This is a genomic window from Geovibrio ferrireducens (assembly GCF_026226615.1).
GTDB lineage: Bacteria > Chrysiogenota > Deferribacteres > Deferribacterales > Geovibrionaceae > Geovibrio > Geovibrio ferrireducens.
The window spans coordinates 292,833-310,496 of the sequence record NZ_JAJAPB010000001.1 but is presented as its reverse complement, the minus strand read 5'-3'; the positions used below and the strand labels follow the sequence as shown (position 1 = coordinate 310,496).

At 48.0% G+C, this 17,664-nt stretch carries 13 protein-coding genes; all 13 read left to right on the top strand.

What is annotated here, in order from left to right; translation table 11 throughout:
* Positions 1–42 precede the first annotated feature (42 nt).
* The 13 genes from gyrB (at position 43) to OSQ85_RS01340 (ending at position 17,610) form a co-directional block, all read left to right on the top strand.
* A complete protein-coding gene (gene gyrB, locus OSQ85_RS01400; RefSeq protein ID WP_265820860.1) occupies positions 43–2,409 on the top strand; it encodes a DNA topoisomerase (ATP-hydrolyzing) subunit B in 2,367 nt (788 codons plus the stop codon).
* Between the two features lie 4 nt (positions 2,410–2,413).
* Positions 2,414–4,843 (top strand): DNA gyrase subunit A, encoded by a 2,430-nt coding sequence (gene gyrA / locus OSQ85_RS01395; RefSeq protein WP_265820859.1) that lies wholly within the window; start codon positions 2,414–2,416, stop codon positions 4,841–4,843.
* A 287-nt stretch (positions 4,844–5,130) separates the two neighbouring features.
* Positions 5,131–5,976: a bifunctional methylenetetrahydrofolate dehydrogenase/methenyltetrahydrofolate cyclohydrolase FolD gene (gene folD, locus OSQ85_RS01390; RefSeq protein WP_265820858.1), complete on the top strand. Its 846-nt coding sequence runs from the start codon at positions 5,131–5,133 to the stop codon at positions 5,974–5,976.
* Between the two features lie 15 nt (positions 5,977–5,991).
* Entirely contained in the window at positions 5,992–7,320 is a 1,329-nt protein-coding gene (gene mnmE / locus OSQ85_RS01385; protein WP_265820857.1) for a tRNA uridine-5-carboxymethylaminomethyl(34) synthesis GTPase MnmE, read from the top strand.
* Between the two features lie 133 nt (positions 7,321–7,453).
* Positions 7,454–9,337, top strand: coding sequence for a tRNA uridine-5-carboxymethylaminomethyl(34) synthesis enzyme MnmG (gene mnmG / locus OSQ85_RS01380; protein WP_265820856.1), 1,884 nt, complete (start codon positions 7,454–7,456; stop codon positions 9,335–9,337).
* A complete protein-coding gene (gene rsmG / locus OSQ85_RS01375) occupies positions 9,324–9,971 on the top strand; it encodes a 16S rRNA (guanine(527)-N(7))-methyltransferase RsmG (protein ID WP_265820855.1) in 648 nt (215 codons plus the stop codon). Before mnmG ends, rsmG begins: the two co-directional genes overlap by 14 nt.
* Complete coding sequence (locus OSQ85_RS01370) at positions 9,955–11,301, top strand: hypothetical protein (protein WP_265820854.1); 1,347 nt, start codon at positions 9,955–9,957, stop codon at positions 11,299–11,301. The genes rsmG and OSQ85_RS01370 overlap by 17 nt, the downstream gene beginning before the upstream one ends.
* 349 nt (positions 11,302–11,650) lie before the next feature.
* Complete coding sequence (locus OSQ85_RS01365) at positions 11,651–12,427, top strand: IclR family transcriptional regulator (protein ID WP_265820853.1); 777 nt, start codon at positions 11,651–11,653, stop codon at positions 12,425–12,427.
* Positions 12,428–12,526: 99 nt separating this feature from the next.
* Positions 12,527–14,773 carry a PAS domain S-box protein gene (locus OSQ85_RS01360; RefSeq protein ID WP_265820852.1) on the top strand — a complete coding sequence of 749 codons (2,247 nt, stop codon included), beginning with the start codon at positions 12,527–12,529 and terminating at the stop codon, positions 14,771–14,773.
* An 88-nt stretch (positions 14,774–14,861) separates the two neighbouring features.
* Positions 14,862–16,133: a GGDEF domain-containing response regulator gene (locus tag OSQ85_RS01355; protein ID WP_265820851.1), complete on the top strand. Its 1,272-nt coding sequence runs from the start codon at positions 14,862–14,864 to the stop codon at positions 16,131–16,133.
* A 24-nt stretch (positions 16,134–16,157) separates the two neighbouring features.
* Positions 16,158–16,547, top strand: a complete 390-nt coding sequence (locus tag OSQ85_RS01350) for a hypothetical protein (protein WP_265820850.1) — start codon at positions 16,158–16,160, stop codon at positions 16,545–16,547.
* A 75-nt stretch (positions 16,548–16,622) separates the two neighbouring features.
* Positions 16,623–17,324 (top strand): AzlC family ABC transporter permease, encoded by a 702-nt coding sequence (locus OSQ85_RS01345; protein WP_265820849.1) that lies wholly within the window; start codon positions 16,623–16,625, stop codon positions 17,322–17,324.
* Complete coding sequence (locus tag OSQ85_RS01340; RefSeq protein ID WP_265820848.1) at positions 17,311–17,610, top strand: AzlD domain-containing protein; 300 nt, start codon at positions 17,311–17,313, stop codon at positions 17,608–17,610. Before OSQ85_RS01345 ends, OSQ85_RS01340 begins: the two co-directional genes overlap by 14 nt.
* Positions 17,611–17,664: the final 54 nt, after the last annotated feature.

Genomic DNA, 17,664 nt, shown 5'->3' with positions numbered 1-17,664 from the left:
GTTTTTGCCGCAGGTTTTTTGAAATAAATAGTCAGGTGAGCAATGCAGAATAATTACAGTGAAGACAGTATTAAGGTTCTGGAAGGGCTGGAAGCGGTCAGACAGAGACCGGGTATGTATATAGGCTCCACCGGTTCAAGGGGTCTCCATCACCTTGTTTACGAGGTTGTGGACAACTCCATCGATGAAGCCATGGCAGGCTACTGCGATACTATTACCGTCACACTGCATGTAGACGGCTCGGTTACTGTTGAAGACAACGGCAGGGGTATTCCGGTCGGTATACACCCTAAAGTGGGCAAACCCACAGTGGAAGTGGTTATGACAACTCTCCACGCGGGCGGCAAGTTCGACTCAGGTTCTTATTATGCCTCCGGCGGTCTTCACGGTGTGGGTGTTTCAGTAGTGAACGCACTCAGTGAATACCTCGAAGTCACCGTAAGGCGTGACGGCGGCACATTCTACCAGAAATACGAGATCGGCAAACCCGCCTGCGAGTTCGGCCGTATCGGAAACTCCGAAAGAACAGGGACTACAGTTACCTTCAAACCGGATATTAAAATTTTCGAAACCACCGAATACTCCTTTGACATCCTTTCCAGAAGGCTCAGAGAACTTGCATACCTTAACAGCGGAATCAAAATCAAAATCATAGACGAGCGTTTTGATCAGGAACAGGACTACCACGCGGAAGGCGGGATAGTCAGCTACCTTAAGTATCTGAACAAAAACAAGATAATGGTTCTGGAAGAGCCCATGTACTTCAAGGGCGAGTATGAAGGAATAACCGCAGAAGTAGCAATAACATACAACGATACATACAACGAAAGCATATACTCCTTCGTAAACAACATACACACGGAAGAGGGCGGAACCCATGAATCCGGTTTTAAATCCGGCTATACAAAGGTTTTCAACAGCTTCATATCCAAGCAGAATATCTCGAAAGAGAAGGAAAGCCTTACAGGGGATGATGTCCGTGAAGGGATGAGTGCCATTATCTCAGTGCGCATAAATGAACCTGTTTTCGAAGGGCAGACCAAAACAAAGCTTGGTTCATCCGCGGCTAAAACCGCTGTGGAATCAATCCTTGCAGGCAGCCTCGGCGACTATTTTGAGGAAAACCCCTCTGTAGTCAAAAAGATATACGAAAAAGCGCTTCAGGCTTTCCGCGCCAGGGAAGCAGCGAGAAAGGCGAAGGAACTTACACGCCGTAAGAACGCACTTGAGATCTCGACCCTCCCCGGAAAACTGGCGGATTGTCAGGAAAAAGACCCTCAGCACTCGGAGCTTTTCATAGTGGAAGGGGACTCTGCGGGCGGTTCAGCAAAACAGGGGCGTGACAGACGTCATCAGGCGATACTTCCTCTTAAGGGTAAAATCCTTAACGTTGAGAAGGCGCGCTATGACAAGCTCCTCTCAAACAACGAGATAAGGACGATAATAACAGCCCTCGGAACCAGTATAGGCAAGGATGACTTCAATGTTGAGAAGCTCCGTTACCACAAAATTATAATCATGACGGATGCCGATGTTGACGGCGCGCATATCTCCACACTGCTGCTCACTTTCTTCTTCCGCCATATGAAAGAGATAATAGAGCGCGGCTATCTTTATATCGCAAGCCCGCCACTCTATAAGGTGAAAAAGGGCAAGAACGAGCGCTACATCCAGAACGAAGAGGTCATGGCGGATTTCCTCCTTGATCTCGGTCTTGAGGATGTTGAGATAGAAAATGTCGAGAAGCACAGATACAAAGAGCTCCTGCTTAACCTCGGCAAGCTGAACAAGATGATCATCAAGTACGTCAAAAAAGGCTACACGAGAGAGCTTATCAAGTTCATGGCAATGTACCCGAACCTTGTTCCTCAGAACCTTGCGGACAAGGCTTTTGTTGATGAGTTCTATCAGGTGCTCAAAGACAGGGAGCTTCTCAAAGGCTACGTGAACACTGAAATCAACTATAACGAGGAATTCAGCAGATATAACATCAAGCTGGAGACATCGACACAGACTTATAAAATCAATACAGACCTCATCGGCTCGCCTGAGTTCAAAGAGCTGAGAAGGCTGGGCGTATACCTTAAGGAACTTGGGGATGCACCTCACAAAATCAGGCTGGGGGATGAACTCAGCACCTTCACATCCCTTACGGATCTTCTCTCCTTTGTCGAGGAGAGGGGTAAAAAAGGTCTTGGTATTCAGCGTTACAAAGGTCTCGGTGAAATGAACCCTGAACAGCTCTGGGAAACCACTGTGGACCCTGAAAGAAGAACCCTATACAAAGTCACAATCGAGGATGCGGAAGCAGCGGATGAGCTCTTCAGCCTCCTGATGGGTGATGTGGTTCTTCCGAGGCGTGAGTTTATCGAAACAAACGCGCTCAACGTAAGAAATCTGGACGTTTAGGTGAATGATGGAAAATAAAGGAATTATCAATCTTAATATTGAAGACTCCCTCAAGGACAGCTACCTCGACTACGCCATGAGCGTTATTGTCGGCCGTGCGCTGCCCGATGTCCGGGACGGTCTGAAACCCGTTCACAGACGTGCCCTTTTCGCCATGCACGAAATGGGGGTTTACTATAATAAGCCCTATAAAAAATCAGCCCGTATCGTGGGTGATGTTATAGGTAAGTACCACCCACACGGTGACTCTGCTGTTTATGACACAGTTGTACGTATGGCGCAGGACTTCTCACTCCGCTATCCCCTTGTGGACGGTCAGGGTAACTTCGGCTCCATAGACGGCGACCGCGCTGCGGCGATGAGGTATACCGAGGTAAGGCTTTCTAAAATAAGCGATGAGTTTGTCAGTGACCTTGATAAGGATACTGTGGATTTCACAGACAACTATGACGGCTCAATGCAGGAACCCACTGTTTTCCCCACAAGGATTCCCAACCTCCTTGTGAACGGAACAAGCGGTATCGCAGTAGGCATGGCGACCAATATTCCGCCCCACAACCTTAATGAGGCTGTGGACGCGCTTATGCTTATGATAGACAACCCTGAATACACCGAGGAAGATATTTTCTCCGTGATAAAAGGGCCCGACTTCCCCACCGCAGGAATGATCCTCGGCAGGGAGGACATATACAAGGCTTACAGAACAGGCAGAGGCTCCATAACAATAAGAGCCAAAACCCACATAGAAGAGACCAAAACCGGCAGAGAGGTGATAGTTGTCGATGAGCTGCCTTATCAGGTGAATAAGGCTCTTCTCATTGAGAAAATAGCCGAGCTTGTGCGTGATAAGATTATCACCGGTATTTCTGATCTCCGTGATGAGTCCGACCGTGAGGGAATCCGCGTGGTTATCGAGCTCAAACGTGAGCAGATGCCTGATGTGCTCCTCAACCAGCTCTACAAGTTCACTCAGATGCAGACTACCTTCGGAATGAACATGGTTGCCATCGTTGACGGCAGACCCCAGACCCTCACCCTCCAGAAAATACTGGAAGCCTTCATTGATCACAGGGTTGTTGTTGTTACCCGCAGAACCCGTTATCTTCTTGATAAGGCAGAGAAGCGCCTCCATATTCTGGAAGGTCTCATAAAGGCTGTGGAAAATATTGATGAAGTGATCAGGCTGATCAAAACATCAAAAGACACTCCCGAAGCCAAAATGAAACTGAAAGAAGCCTTCGCTTTCAGTGATGTTCAGAGTCAGGCCATTCTTGAAATGAGGCTGAGCAAGCTTACTGGTCTTGAGATCGAGAAGCTTCAGGGCGAGTATGAAGACACACTTAAAGACATCGAATACTACAAAAGCATTCTCGGTAACAGAAGCATCATGATGGGCGTTATCCGCGATGAGCTTACAGAAGTTAAAGATAAATACGGTGATGAAAGAAGAACCGAAATAGTGGCAGCCGCTGGCGAGTTCAATATGGAAGACCTTATCCCCGACAGCGAGACAGTGGTCACCATTACCCACAACGGCTACATAAAACGCACCCTCCTTGACAATTTCGTCGCACAGAAACGCGGCGGAAAAGGGAAAAGCGGCGCAAAAAGCAAAGGGGACGACTTCGCCGAAAGGATGCTTGTCACCACTAACCACGCCAAAGTATTCTTCTTCACTAACACAGGAAAAATCCACTTCCTCAAGGTGTATGACATACCGGAAGGCGCAAGGGACACCAAAGGCAGACATCTCAGCAACCTGCTCACCTTTGAAAAGGATGAGAACCTCGCCTCTGTTGTCACTCTCAGTGAGGCTGATAACGAGAAATACCTTTTCATGTCCACTAAGCAGGGTGTGGTTAAGAAAACCCCCGTTATGGACTTCAAAAGCGGCAGAAGCGGCATGATAGCCCTTAAGCTTCGTGAAGGCGATGAGATTATGGCCGCAGATGTCACCACTGACAATGACAGTATTTTCCTTGCCACCAGAAACGGCAAAACCATACAGTTCAGCTCACTCGATGTACGCGCAATGGGCAGGGCGGCAACAGGTGTCAGAGGAATATCCCTTGAGGATGAGGACGAAGTGGTTTCCATGGAAGTTCTCACGGGGCACCCCTATATCCTTAACGTAACCGAATGCGGCTACGGCAAATGTTCTCTGGTTGCGGACTACAGGCTCCAGACCAGAGGCGGCAAAGGGGTTAAACTCTGCAAAGTCAGCCCGAAAACAGGCCTTGTCTGCGGAGCGAAACAGGTTAACGAAGAGGATGATGTTATGCTGATTACCAAAGGCGGCAAAATAATCAGGCTCTCTGTTAAGGAAATACCTGTTATGGGCAGGGACACGCAGGGAGTTAAGCTCATGTCCACTGATGAGGACAGGATAATCTCCTTCGCCATAGTCAAAGAGGATGACGCAGAGGAAGAATAGAAGCAGTTTAGCTGAAAAGCTTTTCTTTAACCGGTAAGAATAGGTTTTCTCAGACTGTTCAAAGAAAGGATGTTCAGTTTTTTGAAGGGTTCGGGGAACTTTTTTTCGTTAAAAAATTTCCTGAAATGTTTTGTATAGAAAGTCTTTTAAAAACCACAATGCCGACAACCGGAGAACTGCATTAAGTAGTTCCGCCATGGGCAGCGAAGCCGTGTTTATCACGGCGCGAGCGTGTGTAAAAATTTCCAAAGATGGCAAATTTTTGCTATAAAGTATAGGAGTTAAATATGCCGACGAAGATTGACGGGAAAGAGCTGGCACAGAAGATCAGAAACGGTCTGAAAGAGAAGGCCGCAGAGTACAAAGACAAAACCGGACGTGTGCCCGGTCTTGCCGTTATCCTTGTGGGTGAAGACCCTGCAAGTCAGGTTTATGTCCGCATGAAGAACAAGGCCTGTGAGGAAGCAGGCTTTAAATCCATAGTGGACAGGATGCCCGATACCACTTCCACGGAAGAGCTTCTTGCCCGTGTGGATCAGTATAACAATGATGCCTCAATAAACGGGATTCTTGTTCAGCTTCCTCTGCCTAAGCAGATTGACGAAAAGAAAGTTCTGTACGCCATCAGGCCTGAGAAGGATGTTGACGGCTTTCACCCTGTAAACGTTGGTCTTCTTAACATAGGCGAGGATGCCCTTGCTCCCTGCACTCCTGCGGGTGTTATGGTTATGTTTGAGGAATACGGCATAGAGCTGAGCGGTAAGAATGTTGCGGTTCTGGGCAGAAGCAACATAGTGGGCAAACCTATGGCTGCACTGCTTATTAAGGCTAACGCCACCGTTACGGTGTGCCACTCCCGCACAAAAAATATTAAAGAGATCTGCCGCAGGTCAGATATAATAGTGGCTGCTATCGGCAAGGCAAACTTTGTCACTGCTGATATGGTCAGTGACGGAGCGGTCATAATAGATGTCGGCATAAACAGGGTCGAGGATAAGCTTGTGGGGGATGTGGATTATGATGCCGTTTACAGCAAGGCCTCATATATCACACCCGTACCCGGCGGAGTAGGACCCATGACTATAGCCATGCTTCTCAGCAACACACTGAAAGCGTTTGAGAAAACACTTTAATACGGTAAATGCGGAATGGATACGATAGTTGCACCTATAACTCCCGTCATCCGTTCCGCCGTCACTGTTCTGCGCATTTCCGGTGCTGACAGCCTCAGGGCTCTGGCGCTCCTGAAAAAGCAGGGCGGCGGCACTTTCTCCTCTTTGGAACCACGCATGGTTTACCACGCGCTGTATGATGACGGCAGTGTGCGGGACGATGTTGTCTTCTGGTATTTCAAATCTCCAAATTCATATACAGGCGAGGATGTTCTGGAAATATCATTCCACGGAAACCCGCTGATAGTCAGAAGTGCCGTAAGCTCCTTCATGTCGCTGGGAATAAGGTTCGCAGAACCCGGTGAGTTTACCCGCAGGGCATTTATAAACGGCAAAATGGATCTTTCGCAGGCTGAGGCTGTGGAGGAGATGATCTCTGCCAAGTCAGAAGCCGGACTGTTTTATTCATATAACCAGCTTAAGGGCGGTCTGAAAACGCAGATTCAGAACCTGAAGACTCTGTATGTTGATGTGCTGACTGTTGTTGAGGCATATATAGATTTTCCGGAGGAAGACCTCTCGGACAGGGAACTGCACTACATTACAACCAAGTATGAGCGTATAGAAGCGGAACTGAAAGAGCTTGTTAAAAGCTACTCAACGCTGAAAGCTGTGAACGATGCTGTGTATGTGTCCATTGCGGGCCGGCCTAATGTTGGCAAATCATCCATCCTCAACTGTCTGCTGAAAGAGAACAGGGCGATAGTCTCCGATATTCCGGGCACAACGAGGGATTTCATAGATGCGGATATGACTCTGGCTGGCCACCCGGTTAAAATTGTTGATACCGCAGGTATCCGCCGCACGGATGACTATGTGGAAAAGGCAGGGATAGAGCGTTCCCTTGAACGTGTGGAAAACTCGCACATAGTCATAGTTGTTCTGGATCTTTCCGCACCAATGACGGAAGAGGACAAACTTGTGCTGCGCAAAACTGCGGATTCAAAACGTATAGTTATCGGCAATAAGGCAGATATTAAAAGATACAGTCATATGACTGATATAGATATTTCGGTGAAAACGGGCATGAACGTCCATGAGTTTATGAATATTCTTGAAAACCTCATCTCCCAAGAGGATTCACAGATTCATGAGCATGCCATAGCAGTTAATGAGAGACAGAAGAACGGTTTTCAGCGGATGCTGGCCTCCCTTGAGGAGATAAGGATAATGGGGTGTGATGACCTCGATGCCCTTTCGTTCGAACTGCGTGACAGTCTGAACATCCTCTCCGAGATTACGGGCGAAACTTACACTGAGGAGATATTGTCGAATATTTTCAACAGCTTCTGCATCGGGAAATGATGTGTAATTGTGGAAAACCCGGCTGTTTCACGTGAAACAAATGTATTTTTAGGGCGAGTTGTTAAGGGTTTAGGAAATCTTCGTTCCTGAGTCTGAATTTTCAAGAGAATGTTATTAATCAAACAGGTGAGAAATGCTTGTTTATGACAAGTTTTACGATGTGATTGTGGTCGGAGCCGGACACGCCGGATGCGAAGCAGCGCTTGCCGCTGCACGTATGGGTGCGTCTGCGGCTCTTTTTACCATCAATGTTGACAATGTTGCGCATATGAGCTGTAACCCGGCAATCGGCGGCCTTGCAAAAGGTAATATCGTTAAAGATATTGACGCTCTCGGTGGCGAAATGGGGCGGAATATAGACGAAACCGGAATCCAGTTCCGTGTTCTCAACATGAAGAAGGGCCCCGCTGTACGCAGCAGCAGGGCACAGGCAGATAAGGATCTCTACAAGCAGCGCATGCAGCGTGTGATAATGGAACAGTCCGGGCTTGACCTTAAGCAGGGGATGGTTGAAGGCTTATCAATAGAGAACGGTGAGATCAAAGGGATAATCGCTGATACCGGAATGCTCTACAGAGCAAAGAAGGTTGTCCTGTGCACCGGAACCTTCCTCAAAGGGCTTATCCATATCGGCGACTGTAACTACCCCGCAGGACGAATGAACGAATTTGCATCTGTAGGCATGTCAGACTCACTCACAAAAGCCGGATTCAGGCTTGAACGCCTTAAAACAGGGACACCCGCACGACTTGATGTAAATACCATAGATTTCTCAAAGTTGGATACTCAGCACGGTGATGACTTTGCCAAGCCGTTCTCCTTTGAGACGAAAGAGATAACGCTTCCGCAGCTTCCCTGCTATGTAACTTATACAAACGAAAAGACCCATCAGATTATCAGAGACAACCTTCACCGTTCGCCCCTCTACGGCGGGGTGATAAAAGGCATAGGGCCCAGATACTGTCCGTCCATAGAGGACAAGGTTAAAAAGTTTCCTGAAAAAACCAGACACCAGATTTTTCTTGAACCGGAAGGGCTCAATTCGAGGGAATATTACGCCAACGGTTTTTCATCATCTCTCCCTATAGATGTGCAGATAGCTATGTACAGGTCTGTGGAGGGATTGGAGAATGTTGAATTTGTCCGTCCGGCATATGCTATTGAGTATGATTTTGTTCAGCCTACAGGGCTTTTCTCCACAATGGAGACTAAGCTTGTAAAAGGGCTCTACTTTGCAGGGCAGCTTAACGGAACCAGCGGGTATGAAGAGGCAGCAGCACAGGGGCTGATCGCCGGAATAAATGCCGCGCTTGCGCTGAACGGCAGTGAGCCTTTCATCGTGGGGCGTGAGCAGAGCTACATAGGCGTGATGATTGATGATCTGGTCAATAAGGGTGTGGATGAACCCTACCGCATGTTTACCTCAAGGGCAGAGTACAGGCTCCAGCTTCGTGAGGACAACGCTGAATACAGGCTTTCTGACAAAGGATTCGAGCTTGGACTGATCAGTAAAACCCGCTATGAGCGCTTCTGCACTGAAAGGCTTGCTAAAGAGGAAGAACTCACTCGTCTGAAAAACATCAGGATCACCCCCTCCGCAGAAGTGCTTAATGTTCTGGCAGAATATGGCGGCGTGCTGAAAAACCCTGTGAGCGCGTTTGAACTGCTTAAAAGACCTGAGTTTGATTACTCCACAATAGAAAAGCTCTGCGGAAGCAGCGTCAATGAGCGTGTGAGTGAGCAGGTTGAGATAAATGCTAAGTATGAAGGATATATACAGCGGCAGGAAACCGAGATTGAAAAATTCCGCAGGACGGAATCAGTCAGAATTCCTGACACTATAGACTACACATCAATCATCGGTTTGCGCAGAGAGTATATAGACAAGCTCAGCTCAATCCGCCCCGCTACACTTGGTCAGGCGGCGAGGATTCAGGGAATGACCCCTGCGGCGGTTGCTCTTCTCCATGTACACATCAGTAAAATTTGGAAAAGCGGCGGAAATGATGCTGAATAGTTATATAAATATTACTGATGAGCAGTCGGCAAAGCTTGAGAAGTTTTACGAACTTCATATGAGTGCCGGGCTTAATCTCACTGCCATTAAGGATAAGGATGAGTTTTACCTCAAACATTATCTGGACAGTGTTTATATCTTTTCCCTGAAAAATGTTTTACGTGAAACAATGGCGGACATCGGCAGCGGGGGCGGCTTTCCGGGGATTGTGACGGCAATTTTTTATCCTGAAGTGAGGATAACACTTGTGGAGAGCATAGCAAAAAAATGCAGATTTCTTGAACATGCTGCTTCGGAATTGGGTCTGAGTAATATTACTGTTATGAACTGCCGTGCCGAAGCTGTGCAGGGACAGTTTGACCTTATCACCGCTAGGGGTGTAGCCAAGGTGCAGGAAATCCTTAAATGGACAAAGAGCCTTGCCCGCAAAGACACTTTATGGCTATTATACAAGGGCGAAAGAGTTGAAGAAGAGATAAAGCAGGCGGAAAACCTGCTGAAAAAATATAAGTTGGGGTTTGAAAATGTCAGGGTTGAAGAACCATTTACGAGGACTTACACTATTATCGGCAGCAGTGGCTGTTTTACTGACGGTGTCCTGCGCTGCGCGTCCTCAGATGTCGGTTCCCGTTGAACCGTTCTCGGAAACTTTTTACGCAACCAAAGACCTTAATTTCAGAGATCTTGAAAAGCTTCAGACAATAAACAGCAACGCACCGCTTGAGAAGTCTGCGGCTGCGGGTCTGATAATGGGCAGACACTACATACGCAAGAACCAGTTTGATAAAGGGGTTAAGTTCCTTGAGCGCAATTACCGTGAGACATACCTCAGCAGATACATGCGCTTTTCAGGCATGCTCTGGCTGTTTGATGCTTATATCAAAACAGGGAAAGAGGACAAGGCGCTGGAATATTACACAATGATCAGCAACAGAAAGGATGAGGAACCTTTTCCTTCCATAATCAGGTCGTACTGTACTGCCGAAGGAATACGGGCAGGGGATGACCCCTTTGCCGACTGTGTGGACAGCAGGCTGAAACCTGTCCCCGCAGATAAGAAGGTTAAGGAACCGTCAGCCGAGACAAAAACAGAGGCTAAAGAGCCTGATCCCGCTCCGGCTCCAGAGATAATAAAGGAAGAAGCAAGGGCGAATAAGGTTTTCCTCGTCGGCGGAAGCCATATGGAATTTATGCAGGCTGCGATCGCCGCCGTTGCATACAAGCGCGCTCCGTTCAAGCTTGAGATGGGAGACGGCATAGGGTTCAACGCCGCCAAGGTTGATCCCTTCCACAGAACAGTGCAGGTTGACGGAAATACCTACAGGTTTGACATAAGCAAGGATGACATAGTGGCGGAAACAACCGGGTACGCAGTGCTTGAAAAGGCAGTGACGGTGATAGCCGTCTCTAATGAGTATGCGGTTCAGTCCGAACTGGCAGCGGCAGAACTTAAGGCGCAGAACATCCCTGTTCACGTCATGAACTTTGAGAAAGGAAATTTCCAGAACGAGATGAAGACAATAACCGCCAGATACAAGCAGGATACCCGCTATACTGTGGTTGTTTTCTCTCCTGAAATAAAACTTATAAAGGTTGTCCCCCTTGTAAGATACAGCGTGAAAAACCCCGAAAGAGTCAAACTTTTCATCGGAACAGACTCATTCGGAAAAAGATATATGACTGATGACTATTCAGGCTATTTCCGCAGGGCGATGATATTCACCCCTGCTTATCTGGCCGGAAATGCGAATGCTGCGGAGTTCCGCAGACTGTATATAGATCAGTACGGCGAGGAGCCTACGCTTTCCGCTTACATGGCTAATGATATGATAGCATTCCTGAAAGGAGAGCCTGTGAGCTCGTTCGCCACTGATGTAAGATACATGGACGGCGGCAAAGCGGTAAGGACGGTCAAGGGATTCAGGTTTATTTCAGCGGACAAGATAGAGCCGCTTGGGCGTTAAAATGATTTTCTGCGGCAGAAAGGTGAAGGCTGTAGTTGACCGGGCTTTCATGACCACGCCGGGCTATGCCGCAGATAAAACTCCGGCAGCTAAAAAGAGGAAAAGCTTACAGGGCATCTGCTGTTTTATTTGAATGCTAATTTTATATTTTAAGGCTATTATTGATAAACAGGTGCTTAAAGCACCGAAAGAGCCGGTTCCGGAAAGATGACGGGGGTTTGGCATGCCCCCGCTCAAACATGAATTTATATTGACAAAAAATAAGATAATGTAATAGATTTAAATACCTATGCGTTAGTTGCCGCTTTTCGTAACAACGTTTGGTTTTAATTTATTATCGGAGATTAAGATGAAAAGAGATAAGTCGGAATATGCCGTACAGGCGGTCAACAACGCCATAGATATTCTGGAGCTCCTCGGCGACGGTGAGCACGAACTCAGCATAAGCGATGTGGTTACCAAGCTCAACCTCACCAGAAGCAATGTAAACAAACTTCTGGCCACGCTTGAGATGTTCGGATATGTGGAATATAACCGCTACACAGGCAATTTCAGACTCGGTGTGAAAACCTTCCAGATCTCTCAGGCTTATATAAATAAGCTGAACATAATCGAAATCTCCATTCAGGTTCTCCAGCAGCTTAAACAGCAGACCGGGGAATCAGCCTATATCAGCGTAATGAGGGACGGCAATGTCGTTTACCTTAATGTAATAGAGACAGATCACGCGGTCAGGGTTCTTCCCAGAATAGGAAATGTGGGTCCTGCATATGCCACAGCCACAGGCAAGGCTCAGCTTGCATATTACGACCAGCGCGATATTGATAAGCTTTATCCGGGTGAAATGATAACCTTCACCAAAAACACAATAGGCTCAATGGACGCTCTCAAGGCAGATCTCAAACTTATTAAAGAGAGAGGCTACTCCTTGGACGACGAGGAATACGAACTCGGCGTAAGATGTGTGGGCGCTCCGGTGAGAGACTTCATGGGCAATGTTATAGCGGGGATCAGTGTTAGCGCTCCTGTTGAACGCATACCTATGGAGCGTGTTGAGGCCGAGGTTGCGCATATTGTTCAGGAAGCGGCGAAAGCGCTTTCTGTCAAATTCGGCTACAGGGGTTAACCCCGGCCGTAAAAAGCGCTCCGGCAGTTCCATTGCCGCTGTTCTGACTGCGGGCTTCATTGTCCCGCAGCGTTTCCCCGATTCTCAGGCGGTGTGATTATGTTGCCATCTGTCAGTGTTCTTTTTGTAGAAGACTCCGGGGTTGAAAAAAACAGAATTCTTGAAGCGCTCAAAAAACATTTCACAATAGAGATCCACGCACTCGCCGCAACGACCGACGAATTTCACGAACTCCTCACAGGCCGCCACTGGGATATGGTTGTGACGGAGGAATACCTCAGCAAAACCGATGCTTTTGAAATACTCGATATTATAAACGCCTCCGGACGGGAGATTCCGGTATTTGTCTTTTCTGCCTATTCCGATGTGCGCGGCGCTGTGGAGTGTGTCAGGCGTGGTGCGGCCGACTTCCGCACTAAGGACGACATAATAGGCCTTATGGACTCGGTTAAAACTTTGCTCAGCAGAAAAAAAGTGCTGAAAGAAAATGCGGAGGAATACGAAAAGGAGCTCCTTATAGACATTATAGAGGAGAGCCGCGATTTCATTTTCCTGATAGATGAAAAAACCCTTAAATTCAGATATGTAAACCGCGCAGTTATAGAGAAAACAGGCTACAGCTTCGGCGAGCTCCGGAATATGACCCCTGTGGATCTTGTGCGCAATCTCAGCGCTGAGGTTCTGAGGGAAAGGCTCTCAGGTGTTGCAGACGGCGAGCAGGACAGAATTGTGCTGTTCACTGAGATCATTTCCAAAACCGGGGAAATCCACCAGAGCGAGGCCACAGTTCAGCTTGTTTACAGAAAGAACGAGAGCCTTTTTTACGCACGGCTTGAAGATCTGAGCGAAAAGATACGCACCCACGAAAATGCCATGCGTATGATGCAGGTGGTGGAGTACAGCACCTCCGGCATATTTGTAACTGAGAAGGACGGAACAATAACATACGCTAATCCAAAGCTCCACAGGCAGACAGGTTTCAGCGAGAAAGACATAATAGGCAGCAATATAAATGTTATAAAAAGTGTTCTGGATGACAGCGGCGAGTATGAGCGCATCTGGTCCACGGTTCTCTCCGGGAGAAGATGGGCAGGCCGCACAAAGAGCAAAACGAGGGACGGAGGCGAAATAGAGGTTCTGTCGTTTGTTTCGCCTATCAGGAATTCAAAAGGGGAGATAACCAATCTTGCGTTCTTTGATGAGGACGCCACCCTTGCAAATGAGATGAAGATGCAGCTTATCCACGCCCAGAAGATGGAAACACTGGGAGAGCTTGCGGGGGGCATAGCCCATGATTTTAATAATGTGCTGACAGCAGTGGGGGGCTTTGCCGGGGTAATAAGCCGCAAGCTGAAAGACAGAAAGGATGTCAGCTACCTCGCGGATAAGCTGGTGGAGCTTGCAGAATCAGGCAGATCCCTCACTCAGGGGCTACTGGGATACAGCCGGAAGCAGGAGCAGGAATTCAGGATTATAGATGCAGACCGCACAGTGAGAAAAGTGACCGATATTATCTCTCTGGTTTTTCCGGAGGACATTGTAATAGATGTGGAGACGGAATGCGGAGGCGCCAGAATAAGAGCTATAGAATCACAGATTGAGCAGATTCTCCTTAACCTTGCAAACAATGCAAGGGATGCTATGCCGGACGGTGGGCTGCTCACAGTATCGGCCTCTAAAAGCCTTTCAGGAAAGAGCGTGCTGATCCGCATAGGGGATACCGGGACAGGGATGCCCGCTGATGTTCTGGCGAATATTTTCAAGCCCTTCTTTACCACTAAGAGCGAAGGAAAGGGGACGGGGCTTGGGCTTGCCATAGTCAAAGACCTCATGGACTCTCACGGGGCAAAGATCTTTTGTGAAAGCGTGCTGGGTCAGGGGACTGTTTTTACGCTGGAGTTTCCCCTTATTGACATAGATGAAATATCATTCGCCGCTGCAACAGCGGACAGTCTGGTGAAGCTCAGCGGCTCTGTTGTTGTGATTGATGATGATCCGGGAGTCAGGGAAGGCATAGAGACCATGCTCAGCGAGTTCGGGTACAGAGCAGTGTGTTTTGACGGTTATCCGTCCATGTATAATAAGCTGGAATATCTCGGAGAGGTCTCCATTGCGGTGATAGATATGGTGCTGGCGGATTCAGGCAGTGTGATGGCTGCTGAGGCTCTCCTTGAGAAATACGGAAACCTGCCGATAATCTACATGACAGGGTATGATGACGAATCCCTGAGAGGAAAGGGTATCATAACGGAAGGGAAAGCAATCATTAAAAAACCGGTTTTTGCGCATTCGCTTCTGAAGGCAATGGCAGAGGCTATGCAGGAAAAAAGTGTTAGCGACAGGTAATTTTACCCTGTCATTATGTTTGATAAATATTATTATGTAAGTTATGAAGGTTGAGATGAACAAATGGGCGGAAGATTTCCCTGAAGCAATGAAGGAAATCACGATACTTTGTGTTGAAGATGAATCAGATGCGAGGGATAAGCTTTCCGGCTTCCTCAGCAAGAACTTCGGCGTGGTCTACAGTGCGTCCGACGGAATAGAAGGGCTTGAGGTTTTCAAAACCGAGAAGCCGGACATTATTATAACCGATATTCAGATGCCGCTCATGAACGGGCTTGAAATGGCGGAAGAGATAAGGAAAGAGAACGCGGACGTACCTATTATAATAACCACCGGGTACGATGATGAGAAATATCTCGTCGGTTCCATAGACATAGGCGCAATGAAATACATAAAAAAGCCTGTGGACATCAAAAAGCTCAGAAGCCTGCTCAGCGAAGTTGCGCTCAATATTATTCAGCAGAAGGAAAAAGCCAAGAAAGACAGGCTGCTCCGCCTTGTTATGGAAAACTCTGCGGAGTTTTATCTCATTACTGACCTTGAAAAAATCTATTATATCAATACCGCATTCCTCCACTACATCGGCTATGAGGATATGGCGGAGATCGGCACAAAAACTTCCGCTCTGGAAAACGTTAATATTCTTAAGGATGGCAGCGGCTACTGCGGGGCAGATTTGCGAAACTGGCTGAAAAAGGCAGCGGCAGAAGGCCTTGACGAGGCAGTGCTCAAGATGCAGGGCGCAGGCAAACTTAAGAGTGAGGCCAAAAACTTCCTTGTGCGTATAAACAAAGTGGAGGAGGAAAGCTCTGTGCTTGTTTCCATGGTTGATATTTCCAATCTGGAAGCATCAACAGTAATGAGAGAAACACCTGCGATGGTTGATCCTCTTACGGGTGTTGTGAACAGGCAGAAGTTTGTTGAGGAACTTGACCGTGAGCTTTACAGGGTTCAGCGCTACACACGCCCTCTGTGCCTTATTTTATTTGATATAGACGGTTTCAGTGAAATAAACGAACGCTACGGAAGGCAGGTCGGCGACAGTATCATTAAGGAAATAGCCCATCTGGTTAAGCAGAATGTCCGCGTGGTGGACACCTTTGCCCGTTACGGCGGAGAGGAGTTTGTTGTTCTCGCTCCCGAAACTGATTTAAACGGCGGATTCGCCCTTGCGGATAAAATACGCGGCAAGATAGAGCGCCAGCAGTTTTCCCACGTGGGGAGAGTCACATGCAGCTTCGGCGTTACAGAGTATGTTCTCCTCCAGTCAAGGGATCTGCTTATTAAAACCGCCGATGATGCCCTCTACATGGCAAAAAGCAGAGGACGCAACAGGGTGGAGAAAGTCGCTTTCCTTTAGACATAACGCTTATTCCGGTGATTGATGAAAGTTTTCCGCCATGCAGTCATTTCCCCCGCACTGCCGGAAGAATATCTGGACATGAAAACTCTGGCTGTTCTGCATGATTCCAATTTTAAAGGCGAGAAACAGCCGGACGGAAGGGTTCTGTTCATCTCCGGGGATGCCTGCGGACTGGACAAGCTCGCTGCGCATTTTGCATCTCTCATAGAACATAAATTACAGGAAAACAGGGCGGACTATCCGGGCTATGCTGCGGTAAATACTGCAGTGATTGGCAGCGGCGGAATGATATGCGGCGGTGAGGCATACTTTATCACAGCATTTCATGTGGAGCGTTTTTCCACCGGAGAATGGCTGGCTGAGAAAGAGAATGAGCACGAAAGCGCCGCAGGTGTTGAATTCTTCGACTGAAATTTCTGTTGTTTCACATGAAACATTTTATATAATAGGTACTTAAAATCTCTTAACCAATGGCAGGTATTTCCTTTGTCAAATCAGATTTCAAAAGGTTTCAGACAGGCTCTTCCCATAGCTGCGGGTTATTTTCCTGTGGCAGTTTCGTTTGGGCTCACTGCGGTTTCAGCAGGGCTGGACGGCTGGCTTGCTGTCCTCATGTCTCTCATAGTCTTTGCGGGTGCGTCCCAGTTTGTCGGCGCAGGTATGTTCGGTATGGGGGTAGGGGGCTGGGAGATAGTTCTCACAACTTTTGTCCTTAACTTCCGCCATTTTCTGATGAGTTCATCCCTCTCCAGAAGGCTGCCGGAGGAGACTACCGGCGCTCAGTCCGCGCTGGCTTCGTTCGGTGTTACTGATGAAACATTCGCAGTGGCAAGTATGAGCGGCGGGGAGAGGATTGCGCCTTCATACCTTTACGGACTTAACTTCACAGCTTACAGCGCATGGGCAGCGGGAACTGTCGTGGGAGTAATGGCAGGGTCAGTCCTGAGCGATACCCTCAAGCAGAGCCTCACCTTCGGGCTTTATGCCTTATTCATAGGGCTGCTTGTGCCCGAACTCAAAAGAACAAGACCGGCGGTCACAGCCGCGCTCTGCTCAATGGCAGTCAGCGGAGCATTGTATTTTCAGCCGTTTTTTGAGATGGGTTCAGGGTGGATGATTGTCAGCGCAACTATGGCAGGGGCACTTGCAGCGGCCTGCCTGCACGGGGAAGAGAATGAGCAAGCTTAATATAATCATACTCATGGCACTGGTGACATACATACCCAGAATGCTGCCCATGGTCTTTCTGAAAAATATGCGTCTCGCGCCGTGGCTGAACAGGTTTCTCAGGTTCATCCCCTATGCATCGCTCGGCGCGCTTATATTCCCCGGAGCATTGTTTTCAGTCAATCCGCCCATCGCCGCAGCGGGCGGAATAGCTGTTTCCGCTGCTCTGGCATTTCTGGGCAGAAGCCTGATTGCTGTATTCGCCTCCGGTGTTGCGGCAGTTTATATTCTGCTTATTCTGCTTTAAATAAAACGGGGGACTTTTCCCATCGAAAAAGCCCCCCGCAAATACTCTGAATTA

Excerpts from the sequence above, each read along its gene's own strand:
- gyrB (WP_265820860.1), top strand. The coding sequence starts at position 43 with ATGCAGAATAATTACAGTGAAGACAGTATTAAGGTTCTGGAAGGGCTG.
- gyrA (WP_265820859.1), top strand. The coding sequence starts at position 2,414 with ATGATGGAAAATAAAGGAATTATCAATCTTAATATTGAAGACTCCCTC.
- folD (WP_265820858.1), top strand. The coding sequence starts at position 5,131 with ATGCCGACGAAGATTGACGGGAAAGAGCTGGCACAGAAGATCAGAAAC.
- mnmE (WP_265820857.1), top strand. The coding sequence starts at position 5,992 with ATGGATACGATAGTTGCACCTATAACTCCCGTCATCCGTTCCGCCGTC.
- mnmG (WP_265820856.1), top strand. The coding sequence starts at position 7,454 with ATGCTTGTTTATGACAAGTTTTACGATGTGATTGTGGTCGGAGCCGGA.
- rsmG (WP_265820855.1), top strand. The coding sequence starts at position 9,324 with ATGATGCTGAATAGTTATATAAATATTACTGATGAGCAGTCGGCAAAG.
- OSQ85_RS01370 (WP_265820854.1), top strand. The coding sequence starts at position 9,955 with ATGTCGGTTCCCGTTGAACCGTTCTCGGAAACTTTTTACGCAACCAAA.
- OSQ85_RS01365 (WP_265820853.1), top strand. The coding sequence starts at position 11,651 with ATGAAAAGAGATAAGTCGGAATATGCCGTACAGGCGGTCAACAACGCC.
- OSQ85_RS01360 (WP_265820852.1), top strand. The coding sequence starts at position 12,527 with ATGTTGCCATCTGTCAGTGTTCTTTTTGTAGAAGACTCCGGGGTTGAA.
- OSQ85_RS01355 (WP_265820851.1), top strand. The coding sequence starts at position 14,862 with ATGAAGGAAATCACGATACTTTGTGTTGAAGATGAATCAGATGCGAGG.
- OSQ85_RS01350 (WP_265820850.1), top strand. The coding sequence starts at position 16,158 with ATGAAAGTTTTCCGCCATGCAGTCATTTCCCCCGCACTGCCGGAAGAA.
- OSQ85_RS01340 (WP_265820848.1), top strand. The coding sequence starts at position 17,311 with ATGAGCAAGCTTAATATAATCATACTCATGGCACTGGTGACATACATA.